Annotated in this window: 15 protein-coding genes; 10 read left to right on the top strand and 5 right to left on the bottom strand. The window is 65.8% G+C overall.

Annotated elements, in window-relative coordinates:
* The 6 genes from AIOL_RS14905 to AIOL_RS14880 all read left to right on the top strand — a co-directional run.
* On the top strand, positions 1 to 473 hold a 473-nt coding region (locus tag AIOL_RS14905), incomplete at its 5' end, for a UDP-N-acetylglucosamine--N-acetylmuramyl-(pentapeptide) pyrophosphoryl-undecaprenol N-acetylglucosamine transferase (RefSeq protein WP_268760214.1).
* A 28-nt stretch (positions 474 to 501) separates the two neighbouring features.
* Positions 502 to 1,914 carry a UDP-N-acetylmuramate--L-alanine ligase gene (gene murC / locus AIOL_RS14900; RefSeq protein ID WP_049643711.1) on the top strand — a complete coding sequence of 471 codons (1,413 nt, stop codon included), beginning with the start codon at positions 502 to 504 and terminating at the stop codon, positions 1,912 to 1,914.
* Positions 1,915 to 2,088: 174 nt separating this feature from the next.
* Positions 2,089 to 3,258 (top strand): hypothetical protein, encoded by a 1,170-nt coding sequence (locus tag AIOL_RS14895; RefSeq protein ID WP_235439043.1) that lies wholly within the window; start codon positions 2,089 to 2,091, stop codon positions 3,256 to 3,258.
* Between the two features lie 384 nt (positions 3,259 to 3,642).
* Positions 3,643 to 3,909, top strand: coding sequence for a DUF2484 family protein (locus AIOL_RS14890; RefSeq protein ID WP_049643709.1), 267 nt, complete (start codon positions 3,643 to 3,645; stop codon positions 3,907 to 3,909).
* Positions 3,906 to 4,154, top strand: a complete 249-nt coding sequence (locus tag AIOL_RS14885) for a DUF2484 family protein (protein ID WP_049643708.1) — start codon at positions 3,906 to 3,908, stop codon at positions 4,152 to 4,154. Before AIOL_RS14890 ends, AIOL_RS14885 begins: the two co-directional genes overlap by 4 nt.
* A 56-nt stretch (positions 4,155 to 4,210) precedes the next feature.
* The gene (locus AIOL_RS14880; protein WP_049643707.1) at positions 4,211 to 4,909 is read left to right on the top strand and encodes an SDR family NAD(P)-dependent oxidoreductase; all 699 of its coding nucleotides are present in this window, start codon (positions 4,211 to 4,213) and stop codon (positions 4,907 to 4,909) included.
* Between the two features lie 9 nt (positions 4,910 to 4,918).
* Here AIOL_RS14880 and AIOL_RS14875 read toward each other — a convergent pair whose 3' ends face one another.
* The 5 genes from AIOL_RS14875 to AIOL_RS14855 form a co-directional block, all read right to left on the bottom strand.
* A complete protein-coding gene (locus AIOL_RS14875) occupies positions 4,919 to 5,485 on the bottom strand; it encodes a YceI family protein (protein WP_049643706.1) in 567 nt (188 codons plus the stop codon).
* Positions 5,486 to 5,544: 59 nt separating this feature from the next.
* The gene (locus AIOL_RS14870) at positions 5,545 to 6,165 is read right to left on the bottom strand and encodes an ImuA family protein (RefSeq protein WP_049643705.1); all 621 of its coding nucleotides are present in this window, start codon (positions 6,163 to 6,165) and stop codon (positions 5,545 to 5,547) included.
* Positions 6,166 to 6,724: 559 nt separating this feature from the next.
* Positions 6,725 to 8,200 carry a carnitine 3-dehydrogenase gene (locus AIOL_RS14865; RefSeq protein WP_049643704.1) on the bottom strand — a complete coding sequence of 492 codons (1,476 nt, stop codon included), beginning with the start codon at positions 8,198 to 8,200 and terminating at the stop codon, positions 6,725 to 6,727.
* A gap of 30 nt (positions 8,201 to 8,230) precedes the next feature.
* Positions 8,231 to 8,704 carry a hypothetical protein gene (locus AIOL_RS14860; RefSeq protein WP_049643703.1) on the bottom strand — a complete coding sequence of 158 codons (474 nt, stop codon included), beginning with the start codon at positions 8,702 to 8,704 and terminating at the stop codon, positions 8,231 to 8,233.
* Positions 8,701 to 9,618 carry a BKACE family enzyme gene (locus tag AIOL_RS14855; protein WP_049643702.1) on the bottom strand — a complete coding sequence of 306 codons (918 nt, stop codon included), beginning with the start codon at positions 9,616 to 9,618 and terminating at the stop codon, positions 8,701 to 8,703. The genes AIOL_RS14860 and AIOL_RS14855 overlap by 4 nt, the downstream gene beginning before the upstream one ends.
* Before the next feature lie 181 nt (positions 9,619 to 9,799).
* Between AIOL_RS14855 and AIOL_RS14850 the strand changes: the two genes are divergently transcribed.
* From AIOL_RS14850 to rpsK, 4 genes are all read left to right on the top strand, one after another.
* Positions 9,800 to 10,288 carry a VOC family protein gene (locus AIOL_RS14850; protein WP_082152610.1) on the top strand — a complete coding sequence of 163 codons (489 nt, stop codon included), beginning with the start codon at positions 9,800 to 9,802 and terminating at the stop codon, positions 10,286 to 10,288.
* A 490-nt stretch (positions 10,289 to 10,778) separates the two neighbouring features.
* A complete protein-coding gene (locus tag AIOL_RS14845) occupies positions 10,779 to 11,135 on the top strand; it encodes a hypothetical protein (protein ID WP_049643700.1) in 357 nt (118 codons plus the stop codon).
* A 219-nt stretch (positions 11,136 to 11,354) separates the two neighbouring features.
* Positions 11,355 to 11,723 carry a 30S ribosomal protein S13 gene (rpsM, locus tag AIOL_RS14840; RefSeq protein ID WP_049643699.1) on the top strand — a complete coding sequence of 123 codons (369 nt, stop codon included), beginning with the start codon at positions 11,355 to 11,357 and terminating at the stop codon, positions 11,721 to 11,723.
* A gap of 19 nt (positions 11,724 to 11,742) precedes the next feature.
* Entirely contained in the window at positions 11,743 to 12,132 is a 390-nt protein-coding gene (gene rpsK, locus AIOL_RS14835; RefSeq protein WP_049643698.1) for a 30S ribosomal protein S11, read from the top strand.
* Positions 12,133 to 12,210: the final 78 nt, after the last annotated feature.

Genomic DNA, 12,210 nt, shown 5'->3' with positions numbered 1-12,210 from the left:
TGTTGCGCCATATCCGGGTCAGCCATCAGGCCCGCGAGGAGGACCATGCCCGCGTCACCGAGTACTACGCCCAGGCCGGCATCCGCGCCGAGGTGCAGCCCTTCTTTCGCGACGTGCCGGACCGGATCTCTGCAGCACAGCTTGTGATCGCGCGGGCCGGGGCCTCGACCGTGGCGGATCTATCCGTGATCGGCCGGCCCTCGATCCTGATCCCTTACGCGGCCTCGATCCGCGACGAGCAGACCGCCAACGCCCGCGCGCTGGTGGACGCCCAGGCCGCCGTTCTGATGCCGGAATCAAAGCTGGACGCGGCCACGCTTTCCGAGCATATCGCCGCGATCCTGGACGACGAACAGGCCGCCGCGCAGATGGCGCAGGCCGCACTCTCAATTGGCAAACCAGACGCGGCAGAACGTCTGGCAGAAATGGTAACGGATTTGACAAAGGGGCATAGTCAGGCAGATGAAGCATGAGCGGTGGGAACGGTTTAGGACCTGTGGCATGAACGCGGCGACGAAACTTCCGGGCGAGATGGGCCCGATCCATTTCGTGGGCATCGGCGGCATCGGCATGTCGGGCATCGCCGAGGTGCTCTTGATGCATGGCTACACCGTGCAGGGCTCTGACCTGAAGCAGTCCAAGATCACCGAGCGGCTGGCCGAGATGGGCGCCAAGGTCTTTATCGGGCAGAGCGCCGAGAACCTGGACGGTGCCGAGGTCGTGGTGGTCTCATCCGCGATCAAACCCGGCAACCCCGAGCTGGACAGCGCCCGCGCCCAGGGCCTGCCCGTGGTGCGCCGCGCCGAGATGCTGGCCGAGCTAATGCGCCTGAAATCCAACGTCGCCGTCGCGGGCACCCATGGCAAGACGACCACCACCACCATGGTCGCCACCCTGCTGGACGCCGGCGGGCTGGACCCCACGGTGGTGAACGGCGGCATCATCCACGCCTATGGCTCGAACGCGCGCATGGGGCAGGGCGAGTGGATGGTGGTCGAGGCCGACGAGAGCGACGGCACCTTCAACCGCCTGCCCGCCACCATCGCCATCGTCACCAATATCGACCCCGAGCATATGGAGCACTGGGGCACGGTGGAGAACCTGCACAAAGGGTTCGAGGACTTCGTCTCGAACATCCCCTTCTACGGGCTGGCCGTGTGCTGCACCGATGACGCCGCCGTGCAGGCTCTGGTGGGCAAGATCACCGACCGGCGCATCGTCACCTACGGCTTCAACGCCCAGGCGGATGTGCGGGCGGTGAACCTGCGCTACGAGGGCGGTTTCCCCTGCTTTGATATCGCCTTGCAGGGCGAGGATAAGATGATCGAGGGCTGCACCCTGCCGATGCCGGGTGACCACAACGTCTCGAACGCCTTGTCGGCGGTTGCGGTGGCGCGGCATCTGGGCATGTCGCGGGACGCGATCCGCGAGGCCCTGGCGGCGTTCAAGGGCGTCAACCGCCGCTTCACCAAGGTGGGCGAGGCGGGCGGCATCACCATCATCGACGATTACGGCCACCACCCGACAGAGATCGCCGCGGTGCTGCAGGCCGCGCGCCAGGCCATCGGCCAGGATTCAGGGTCACGGGTGATCGCCGTGCACCAACCGCACCGCTACACGCGGCTGAGCGACCACTTTGAGGCCTTCTGCGGCTGCTTCCACAACGCGGATGTGGTGGCCATCGCCGAGGTCTTCGCCGCCGGAGAGGAGCCCATCGAGGGCGCCGACCGCGACGCCTTGGTGGCCGGCCTGATCCGCCACGGGCACCGCCACGCCCGCGCGATCACCGACGAGGCCGACCTGGTCCGCCTGGTGCGCGAGCAGGCGCAGCCCGGCGATATGGTCGTCTGCCTGGGCGCGGGCACGATCAGCGCTTGGGCGAATGGGTTGCCGGAGAAGCTACCGCAGGGGTAACCTGCCTATGATGTTGACACAAACTGACTGCCCCGCGCACAACCGGCCTGAGGAACGAGGGCCAAGCCCGATGCTCCCCCAGGCAGGGACGCATTGGAAGTTTCTATCACTGCAAAGAAGACTACAAAAAACGCCATCCGTGATCGGAGGTGGCTGATTTGTCAGTGGATTCATATGGTTGAATTTTCTGAAATAATCGATAAGAATAGTCTGGAAGGCTGGTTCTGCTCACAGATGGTTGAGAACCGTGTCGCATCCGCGAGTTTCATTGCAGAACGCACCGCAATGAGAGTGGCACCATTGTTTTGGGCAAGTTTTCCGAGCCCAATACAAAAAAATCTCGAGGACATGCGTGCCTGGCGTTTGTTTAGCTGCACCCGAATTGCCGCAATAAGGCCGAGACTAGAGATTCCACTCTTGGTGCAGATGTCGACCCTTGATTTCGCGAAATCCAGAGACGGGGACCCAAGGGGTGACTACGCTGGTCAAGCGGGCGTGTACGCTAACGCAATTGGAAAGCTGGATTCGGAAAACGCTGTCAAGTCCGCGGCACTTTCTGTTTTGGAGGCCGCTGAGACCAACCATCAGAGGATCTGGGATTCAGTTCGCTCCGACGCAGGTTTGTTTTGTGGAACTCATGTTTTGTATGAGATTTTTCCGCTTTGGTCAGAAAACACGTCCAATCCATTCGAGGAAGACTGGCGAAAGGTTGAAGCTGCGCTGAACGCCACGATGCATCCGGAGAACTGGGGATTCTGGATCGACTGGTACCAGGCCCAACTCGACGGTCGGCCCATGCTGCCCGACAACGACGCCCACTGGGACATGCTCGCCGAGATTTTTGAGGTGTCCGACACCTCCCGCTTTCAAGAAGAGGATTGGAAGAAGGGCGCCGACCACATCAACCCGCTGATCCGCGAGATCTACGAGCGCTGGCAGCTCCTGGGTGAGGTCAAGGAGATCCAGGACGCGCTCAAGAACATTCGACAGTTGATGCTCGACTATGAAAGGCGTCAGCATAACCTCCCCGAAGCCATGCGCGAGGAACCGACAGAGCTCACTGCGCGGTACGCATTCCTCAGCGACCGATTGGAAGAGATCGAAGCCGAGCTCGACACGCCCAAGCCCGACTTTCCAAAGCTTCGGGCGCTTGCCAGCGGCCTCTGGGAGGCGATCGAGGCCTTGGGTAACTATTGCAAAAAGCTTGGCGATGCAGCCGCAATGAAGGCCGCGGGTACCATCGGCGTGGGTGCGGGCGGGTATGCGCTCGACAACTTGCTTCTCAATGGGCGGCTGACCGAGTTCGCCACGCGGTTGCTACAATTCGCGTCCGGCGGGCCTTGAGTCTGCCTAAATGGGCGTGCACGACCCACGCGTGACGACGCGGGCGAGGCGATGGATACGACCATCAAGTGGTACAAACGCCTCAAAACGATTGGCGATATCATCGAATGGCTTGAGCGCTTTGGCGGGGGGACGCCGCCTGTGAGCTAGCCACCGCACGCTCCCTCCAGGCCTGCGCAACAGCCGCCATTTTGCCCGACGCAAAGCCGACACATAGCCGACAGATGTCCGACAGCGAAAATCCTTTGATTTTCAGCGCCTAAGGCGCATCCGGTATCAGGACTTACTTGGCCCTCCGTTCGGTGCGTTAGGATTACGTTAGGCGGCGCCATGGCTCGGGTTGGGGCTTGCGCTCGGCGCCCTTGCCATGTCACTGGCAGGACCATGAGCGCGCCCCTTTTCATCTCGTGCCTTTGGGTCTTGGCGGCGACCGTCACCGCGATGCTGCCCATGCGGCGGCAGTTCGTGCCTGGGCTGGTGCTGCTCGGCCTGGCTCCCGTTCTGATTGTCTGGATCGGGGTTGTACATGGTCCTACGGTTGCTATTCTGGGCGTACTGGCCTTCCTGTCCATGTTCAGGCGCCCCCTGATCTACCTGATCCAACGGGCGCGCGGCCGCAACCAGACCCCGCCGGAGGACCCACCGGAATGACGCTCTCTTTGATCCTTGCTTGCCTCTGGGTGCTCGTCGCCTCGCTGGCGGCGATGCTGCCCACGCGGGACCGGCATTGGCGGCTGGCTTACGGCCTGATCGCGGTCGGCATCCCCCTGCTGGGCTATGTCACCTACCAGAACGGCCCCTGGGTGGGGCTGCTCTGCCTGGCCGCCGGGGTCTCGGTGCTGCGCTGGCCGGTGATCTACCTGCTGCGCTGGCTGCGCGGGCGGTTCACGGCCTAGGGCTTGCGCCGCTGCTGGTGGCGTGCTGATCTCTCGCAAAAGGGGAGGTCGGTTCCATGCGCAACATCGTCATCACCGGGGCGGCTGGCGGGATCGGGCGCGCGTTATGCCCGCTCTTGCGCGGCGAGAACCTCTTGCTGATCGACCGCCCCGAGAGCGGCGTGGAGGCGCTGGCCGAAGATCTGGGCGCCAAGGCCGTGGCGGGGGCGCCGCTGAGCGCCGAGGAATGCCACGCCGCGCTGGCCGAGCTGGACGGGCCCGTCCATGGCTTCGCGCATCTGGCGGGCAGCTTCACCCCCGACCCCGAGCTGGGCGGTGACCCCAGCATATGGACCAGCACGATCCAGAACAACGTCGAGAACGCCTATAACTTCGCCACAGCACTAGAGCCGCGTCTGTCCGATGATCACATGACCCGCATCGTGTTCGTGGCCTCGCTGGCCTTCCGGCAGGGCTCGGGCGATCACACGGCCTATTCCGTGGCCAAGGGCGGGATCGTGGGGCTGACCCGTTCGCTGGCGCGCCGCTTTGCGCCGCGTGCCACGGTGAACGCGCTGGCGCCGGGCATCATCGAGACGCCCATGCCCGCGCATATCATCGCCACGCGGGGCAACCTGCTGCGCGCGAGCAACCCGCTGGGCCGGTTCGGGCAGCCCGAGGAGGTTGCCTCGGTGATCCGGTTCCTGCTGTCGGACGAGGCGAGCTATATCAACGGCCAGACGATCAACGTGGATGGCGGGCATTCCATGGCGTGACGCGGGGGCCTATTCCCGCGCGATCCGCGCCAGGATCGTGATGTCGATCCGCGGGCCGACCAGGTCGGCAAAGCCGCTGGCGCCGAAGGCGGTGCGATCCACCGAGCCGGTCAACAGGATCGACAGCCGGTCCAGCGCGCCCGGGGCGGTGCCGCGCTGCCGGTAGAGCCGGGCCTGCAATGTTACCGGCCGGGTCACGCCGCGGATCGTCAGCTGCCCGGCCAACTGTGCGGCGCTTGGCGTGCCACGCACCGCGGTGGAGACAAAGCGCATCTCGGGGTGGCGCTTGGTGTCCAGAACCCGCGCGCCGCGCATCGCCTCGGTGGCAAAGATCAGCCCGGCGCGGGCCTTGGCGGCGTTGAGCGTGACCTGGGCGGTGGAGTTTCTGAGATTGGCAAAGTCGATCTCGATATCGGCGCGGGTGACGGGCATCCGCCCGGTCATGGGCTGGCCGTTGAGCTGGTAGGTGAATTGCACCGTGGAGGCGTCGGGCTCCAGCCGGTAGCTTTGCGGGGCGGCGAGCGCCGCAGCGGCGCCCAGGAGGGCGAGCACGGCGGCCAAAAGGGTCCGTTGCATGGGCCAAGGCTTAGCGCGCCGGGCCGCCTCGATCCAATCATAACAATTTGAGGGGCGCGTTACGGGATGAAATCCGGCGCGGGCGTCAGCTGCAGCTGCCCGTTCCTGGGCGTAACATGCCAGCTTTGGCGCGGCGCGGTGCGCGCCCGCAGCCGGTCGAGCCGCCAGGCGCGGCGCCCCTCGGCGCCGTGATCGCCGGTCATCTGCCAGCGGCTTTCGATCCCCTGCGCGCCGCCCGCGCCGGGTGTTAGGATCAGCCCCAGCGGCCAGGCGCCCGAGATCTCGCGCCCGGTCTCGGCCGCCAGGTGCAGCCGCCGCACCGGGGTCAGCCCCGGCGTGCCCGGCAGGTCCAGCACCACCAGCGGCACCGCGCCCGCGCGCAAGACCTCCTCCATGCACCACAACAGGTCCTCGCCCCGCAGCGGATCCAGAAAGGTCACCCGGCCCGGCTCCACCAGGTGGCACAGCCCCTCGGGGTTCAGCCGCTCCGCCTGCCAGGCGGGGGCGATCCAGAACACCGGGCCCTGGCTGCGCGCCGCGATCATCGCCGCCAGCGTGCGCCGCGCCGGGCCGCAAAGCTCGTGCGCGCGGCCCAGGCTGAGGCTCAGATCGCCCAGGAAGGGCAGCTCTGGCCGGGCGGGGCGGCGATGCGTGGCGCGGTTGAGAAGCTGACTTGTCATCGGGCGGCCAGTATAGATGTTCTATTTTTGTTCTCAAGTCGTTTGAGGCCAAGATAGGGTGTTTTGGACCGGAGTGGGCCTTAGAAACCCGCCTTGGGCTTGACCCGGGGCCTCCCCCATGAACCAAGCACAACCTGGGCAGCGGCCGACCTGGAGGTCGCTTGCGCAACGTCGGTACTTGGCGGGCGCGCTCTACAAACGCAGTTGTTTCATTAGTTTGCAGCGTCGCAAAAGCGGCCTCCTGGGGGAGGTCGGCCGCTGCCCGAGGCAAGCTCGGGCGGTCGCACTGCTTGGATTCTGACGTGTCTGGTGTCGGCGAGCGTTGCGCAAGCGACCTCCAGGTCGGCCGCTGCCCGCGTCGCGTTTGGTTCAAGGTGGAGGCCCCGGGGCAAGCCCGGGGCGGAAGATCTTCAAAGCCCGCGCGAGCCCAGAACCACCCACACAGGCAAAAACCTAGGGCGACACATGTGGGTTGAACACATGCCCGCCCACCGAGATCGCAGGGCAAGTCCCCGCGCCGGCGCCGGTGATCAGGACGCGCTTGCTCACCGGTTCCGATTCACCGTGGCGCGCCCACGTAGCGACCCACGCCCTCGGGCCGCTCCAGGGCGGCATGGGCGTCGTGGATCGCCGCCATCCGCTGCGGGATCACGCCGGTCGGCTCGGAGGGTCGCCGCGTCTCAAGTGAGACATGGATCAGGATATGCTCGCCGCTGGCGCAGAGCCGGTCCCCGGCCCAGAGCTGGTGGAAGAGATGCATCTTCTTGCCCTGGCCGTTCAGACAGATCGTCTCGACGCGGATGCGCTCGCCGGCCTGGATCTCGTCCAGGTGGCGGATATGGGTCTCGGCGGTGAAGTAGCTGCCGCCGGTGGCGATGTACTCGGCGTCGCAGCCCACGATCCACATGAAGCGGTCCGTGGCGTCGCCGAAGGCCTGCAGGTACTTCGCCTCGTTCATGTGGCCGTTGTAATCGGTCCAGTCCAAGGGCACGGCGCGGCTGACCGTCTCGATCGGCTTGGTCAGGTCATCAATGTCGGGGAAGTCCTGCACCGTCCCGTTCTGGTCGCGCAGCCCCTTGTCGGTCTCGTTCAGCAGGGCCCCGGCGCCGTAATCCTGATGCTTGAGCGCGCGCATCATGCCCACCAGGTTGTTGTCGCGGATGCGCTCTAGCTCGCGGATGGAATACTGCCCGGACTGCGCGTCGGACTGTCCCGCGATCAGGTCCACCAGCTCGTCGGTGAACTCGGGCACGTCCATCAGCTTGGTCCAGGGCCATTTCAGCGCCGGGCCGAACTGCGCCATGAAGTGCTTCATGCCGGCCTCGCCGCCCGCCACGCGGTAGGTCTCGAAAAGGCCCATCTGCGCCCAGCGCAGGCCGAACCCATAGCGGATCGCGTCGTCGATCTCTTCGGTCGAGGCGATGCCGTCCTTGACCAGCCAGAGCGCCTCGCGCCAGACGGCCTCGAGGAAGCGGTCGGCGATATGGGCGTCGATCTCTTTCTTGACATGCAGGGGGTACATGCCGATGGCGCGCAGGATCTGTTGCGCGCGGGCGATGGTCTCGGCCGAGTTGGCCGCCGTGGTCACCAGCTCGGCCAGGGGCAAGAGGTAGACCGGGTTAAACGGGTGCGCCACGACGATCTGGCCGGGGTTGGAAGTGCCCTCTTGCAGCTCGGAGGGCTTAAAGCCGGAGGTGGACGAGCCGATGATCGCGTCGCTCGGCGCGGCGGCCAAGAGCGAGGCGTAGACCTTCTGCTTTAGCTCCAACCGCTCTGGTACGCTCTCTTGGATCCAGGAGGCGCCAGCCACCGCGTCGGCCAATTCGGCATGGAACGTGATCGCGCCTTCCGCCGGCAGCGCGGTGTCCGAGAGCCCCGGGAGTGAGCGCCGCGCGTTGTCCAGGACCTCGCCGATTTTGCGCTCGGCCTCCGGGTCGGGGTCGAAAATCCGCACCTGCCACCCCATGAGGGCAAAGCGCGCGGCCCAGCCGCCGCCGATGACGCCGCCGCCGATGATCGCCGCGATGTTGCTCATGTCATTGTCTCCTTTGGTCGGTTGCGTCCGCTATTCGACGCAGACCGTGGCGCGCGCGCCTCTATTGGTCAGAATTTCGTGGCAGCCCACCAGCGGCTTCACCGGCGCGCAGGTCCCGGAGCGCGCAAGGCATGCCCCGTCGCACTCGCCCGCGCTGACGCAGCGCCTATTGGCGTCGCGCGTGCGGGTGACGCAGACGAAGGCGCCGGATTTGAGCTTGCTGAGGCTGCCCTTGCGCTTGGTGCATTCCAGGCGAAAGGCTGCGTTTGGGTCGGGCTTTGCGGGTTCGGCCTCTGCCTGGGGCGCCTCTTCGGCCCCTTGCGGGGCCTCCTCGGCGGGGCTTTCAGCAGCCTCGTCCGCCCCTTCCGGGGCGTTCTCGGCGTCGTCGAACACATAGCCGCTGTCGTCGGTCTCGGGCGCGTCCTCGGTCGGCGGGGCCTCGGTGGTGCCGAGGCAGCCCGCAAGCAGCAGGGCCGCAAGGAAAGGCAGCGCCCGTTGGATCATTTCGCGACGGGCGCCCGCTTGGTCAGGCCGAGCTTGGCGCGCACCTCGTCGGGGCCGATGATCCGCGCGCCCATATTGGTGATAATCGTGGCAGAGCGCTCCACCAGTTGGGCGTTCGTGGCCAGCTCGCCCTTGCCCAGCCAGAGGTTGTCCTCTAGCCCGACGCGGACATTCCCGCCCGCCAGCACGGCGGCGGCGGCATAGGCCATCTGATCGCGCCCCAGCGAGAAGGCCGACCAAGTCCAGTCGCTTGGCACGTTGTTGACCATCGCCATGAAGGTGTTGAGATCGTTCGGCGCACCCCAGGGCACGCCCATGCACAGCTGCACCAGGGCGTTCGGCTCCAGCACGCCGTCCGCCACCAGCTGCTTGGCGTACCAAAGATGCCCGGTGTCGAAGGCCTCGATCTCGGGCTTGACGCCTATCTCGGTCATCATGCCGCCCATGGCGGTCAGCATGCCGGGCGAGTTGGTCATGACGTAATCCGCCTCGGCGAAGTTCATCGTGCCGCAATCCAGCGTGCAGATCTCGGGCAGGCACTCGCGCACATGCGCCACGCGGGCGGAGGCGCCGATCATGTCGGTGGCGTCCTCGTTGACGGGGAAGGGGGCCTCGGGGTTGCCGAACACGATGTCGCCGCCCATGCCCGCGGTGAGGTTCAAGACCACGTCCACATCTGCGTCGCGGATGCGCTCGGTCACCTCGCGGTAGAGGTCCAGCCGGCGCGAGGGCGTGCCGGTCTCGGGGTCGCGCACATGGCAGTGCACGATGGCCGCACCCGCTTTGGCCGCGTCAATCGCGGAGCTCGCGATCTGCTCGGGCGAGCGGGGCACGTGCGGGCTGCGGTCCTGCGTGCCGCCGGACCCGGTGACGGCGCAGGTGATGAAGACCTCTTTGTTCATGGTCAGCGGCATGGGGCGCATCCTTTTCTTGAGTTGCCGCGTAGTGGCGCGGATTCGCCCCGCCGCGCAAGTCTGAAAACGACCCGCTGGCGCGGCGGGGCGCCGCGTGCACAGCCGATGTGCAGGGATCGGCGTTGCGACGCGCGGCCCGCGCGCCCAGCTCTGCCGCAAGGTTTTGGAAAGGAGCGACCCCATGGGTGCACCCTCAGAGATGACAATTGGCCATGTCCACCTGCGCGTGGCCGACCTGGAGCGCGCGGTTGCCTTCTATCGCGACGTGATCGGGCTGGAGGTCATGCAGAGATACGGCGATCGCGCCGCCTTCTTGTCCGCCGGCGGCTACCACCACCATATCGGGCTGAACACCTGGCAGAGCCTGGGCGGCACGCCCCCGCCCAAGGGGCACACGGGGCTCTATCACACCGCGTTCTTGTTCCCCGACCGGGCCGCTTTAGGCGCGGCGATCAAACGCGCGTTGGGTGCGGGCATCGAGATCTCCGGCGCCGCGGATCACGGCGTGTCCGAGGCGGTCTATCTCGATGACCCCGACGGCAACGGCGTGGAGCTCTACCGGGATCGACCGCAAGCCGAGTGGCCGCGGGACACGGAGGGCGCGCTGGCGATGATCAACGCGCCGCTGGACGTGGCTGCGCTGGTAGCAGAGGCCGCGCCTGCCGGTTAGGGCAAACCCGCCCGTCCCGTACTTGATCCGGGGCCTCCACTTTGAACCGGGCGCAACGCGGGCAGCGGCCGACCTGGAGGTCGCTTGCGCTACCGCTCTGTGTTGCGAGCGATCTTCGAAAACGCCTGCGTTCCAATGGGGGACAACGTTGCAAAAGCGGCCTCCTGGGGGAGGTTGGCCGCTGCCCGAGGCAAGCTCGGGCGGTTGCGCTGTTTGGGTTCTGGTGCGTCTGGTGTCGGCAAGCGTTGTCAGGGCGGTGCGCATGTAGGCAATGCCCGCTCCAGGCCAAAAGCGGCGCCGAGCCCCGCAGCGGGAATCATGCTCGCGGGCCGGTCCTTTAAGGTGGCGGCAGCGGCGTCTTACACGGCGGCGCGCTGCGTTAATCCTAAATCACCGCATTCGGCGGTGCTCCCAAACGATCCAGAGGTTGCGTCTGCCCAGTCTTTGCCCGATGTTTCAGGGTAAGGCCCGGACGCTATAGGAAGAGACCATGAAACCAGCACTCTCGGCCATCGCGCTCGCGTTTGGTGCCTCGGTGGCCAGCGCCGCACCGCAGCTTGTCACCAACCCGCAGATGTGCGGGCTTTCGGCCATCGACGGCCAGGAGCTTGGCATGACGCTCACCGCGAGCGAGATGTTCGAGATCGAGTATTACTGCGCGTTCGAGCCGCCGGTGGAGTTTCGCTGGGATGGCGACGTGACCACCACGCGGCTGGGCTACTGCTCGGAGCCGGGTCTGATCGAGCCCATCCTGGTCACCTTCCAGTTCGGCAGCTACGAGCCCGGCGTGGTCAATCTCTGGTGGCAGGGCGGGGACGCGCCCACGCGGTTCTTGGCCTGCGAGTAGCGGCGCGAAATTTATCCTTGACATGGGGTATTGACGCCGGAGGCTGCAGACCTTACCTACCGCCATCTCTACTGAGAATCGGCCGCATCGCGGGGTCGCCCCCCGCCGCAGCCACGAGAATCTTATAGCGAGCCCGCTGGACCTCAAAAATCCGCGGGCTTTGGTTGTGAAAAAAGGATCTGGGGTTACGGATCCGCAACGTGAAAAGGACGTATCCACGTGGCACGTATCGCTGGGGTAAACATCCCCACCGCTAAGCGCGTACCCATCGCGCTGACTTACATTCATGGCATCGGACACACCACCGCCACGCAGATTTGCGAGGCCGTGGGCATCGACGCCACCCGTCGGGTGAACGAGCTGTCTGACTCAGAAGTCTTGCAGATCCGTGAACATATCGACGCCAACCTTAACGTTGAGGGCGACCTGCGCCGCGAAGTTCAGATGAACATCAAGCGCCTGATGGACCTGGGCTGCTACCGCGGCCTGCGCCACCGTCGCAACCTGCCGGTGCGCGGTCAGCGGACCCACACCAACGCTCGCACGCGCAAGGGCCCCGCAAAGCCCATCGCCGGCAAGAAGAAATAAGTAAGGGAGGCCGAGAAACATGGCACGTGATCGTCGCGCTCCCAAGCGCAAGGAACGCAAGAACATCGCCGCCGGTGTGGCGCATGTGAACAGCTCGTTCAACAACACAAAGATCCTTATCTCTGACGTGCAGGGCAACGCCATCGCGTGGTCGTCCGCTGGCACGATGGGCTTTAAGGGCTCGCGCAAGTCGACGCCCTACGCGGCGCAGATGGCCGCCGAGGACGCGGGCAAGAAGGCCCAGGAGCACGGCGTTAAGACCCTTGAGGTCGAGGTGCAGGGCCCGGGTTCCGGTCGCGAAAGCGCGCTGCGCGCGCTGGCGGCTGTCGGCTTTAACATCACGTCCATCCGCGACGTGACGCCGATCGCCCATAACGGCTGCCGCCCACCAAAGCGTCGCCGCGTCTAATACGTTCTGCTCGCCCGGGCCCTGGCATAGCGCCGGGGTCCGGCACCATCTTTTGAATACCTCGGGCGTTCCCTGCCA

This window comes from Candidatus Rhodobacter oscarellae (assembly GCF_001078595.1).
In the GTDB taxonomy this organism is placed as follows: domain Bacteria; phylum Pseudomonadota; class Alphaproteobacteria; order Rhodobacterales; family Rhodobacteraceae; genus Rhodobacter_B; species Rhodobacter_B oscarellae.
The sequence above is the reverse complement of the archived record's forward strand: the minus strand, read 5'-3'. Positions and strand labels throughout refer to the sequence as shown.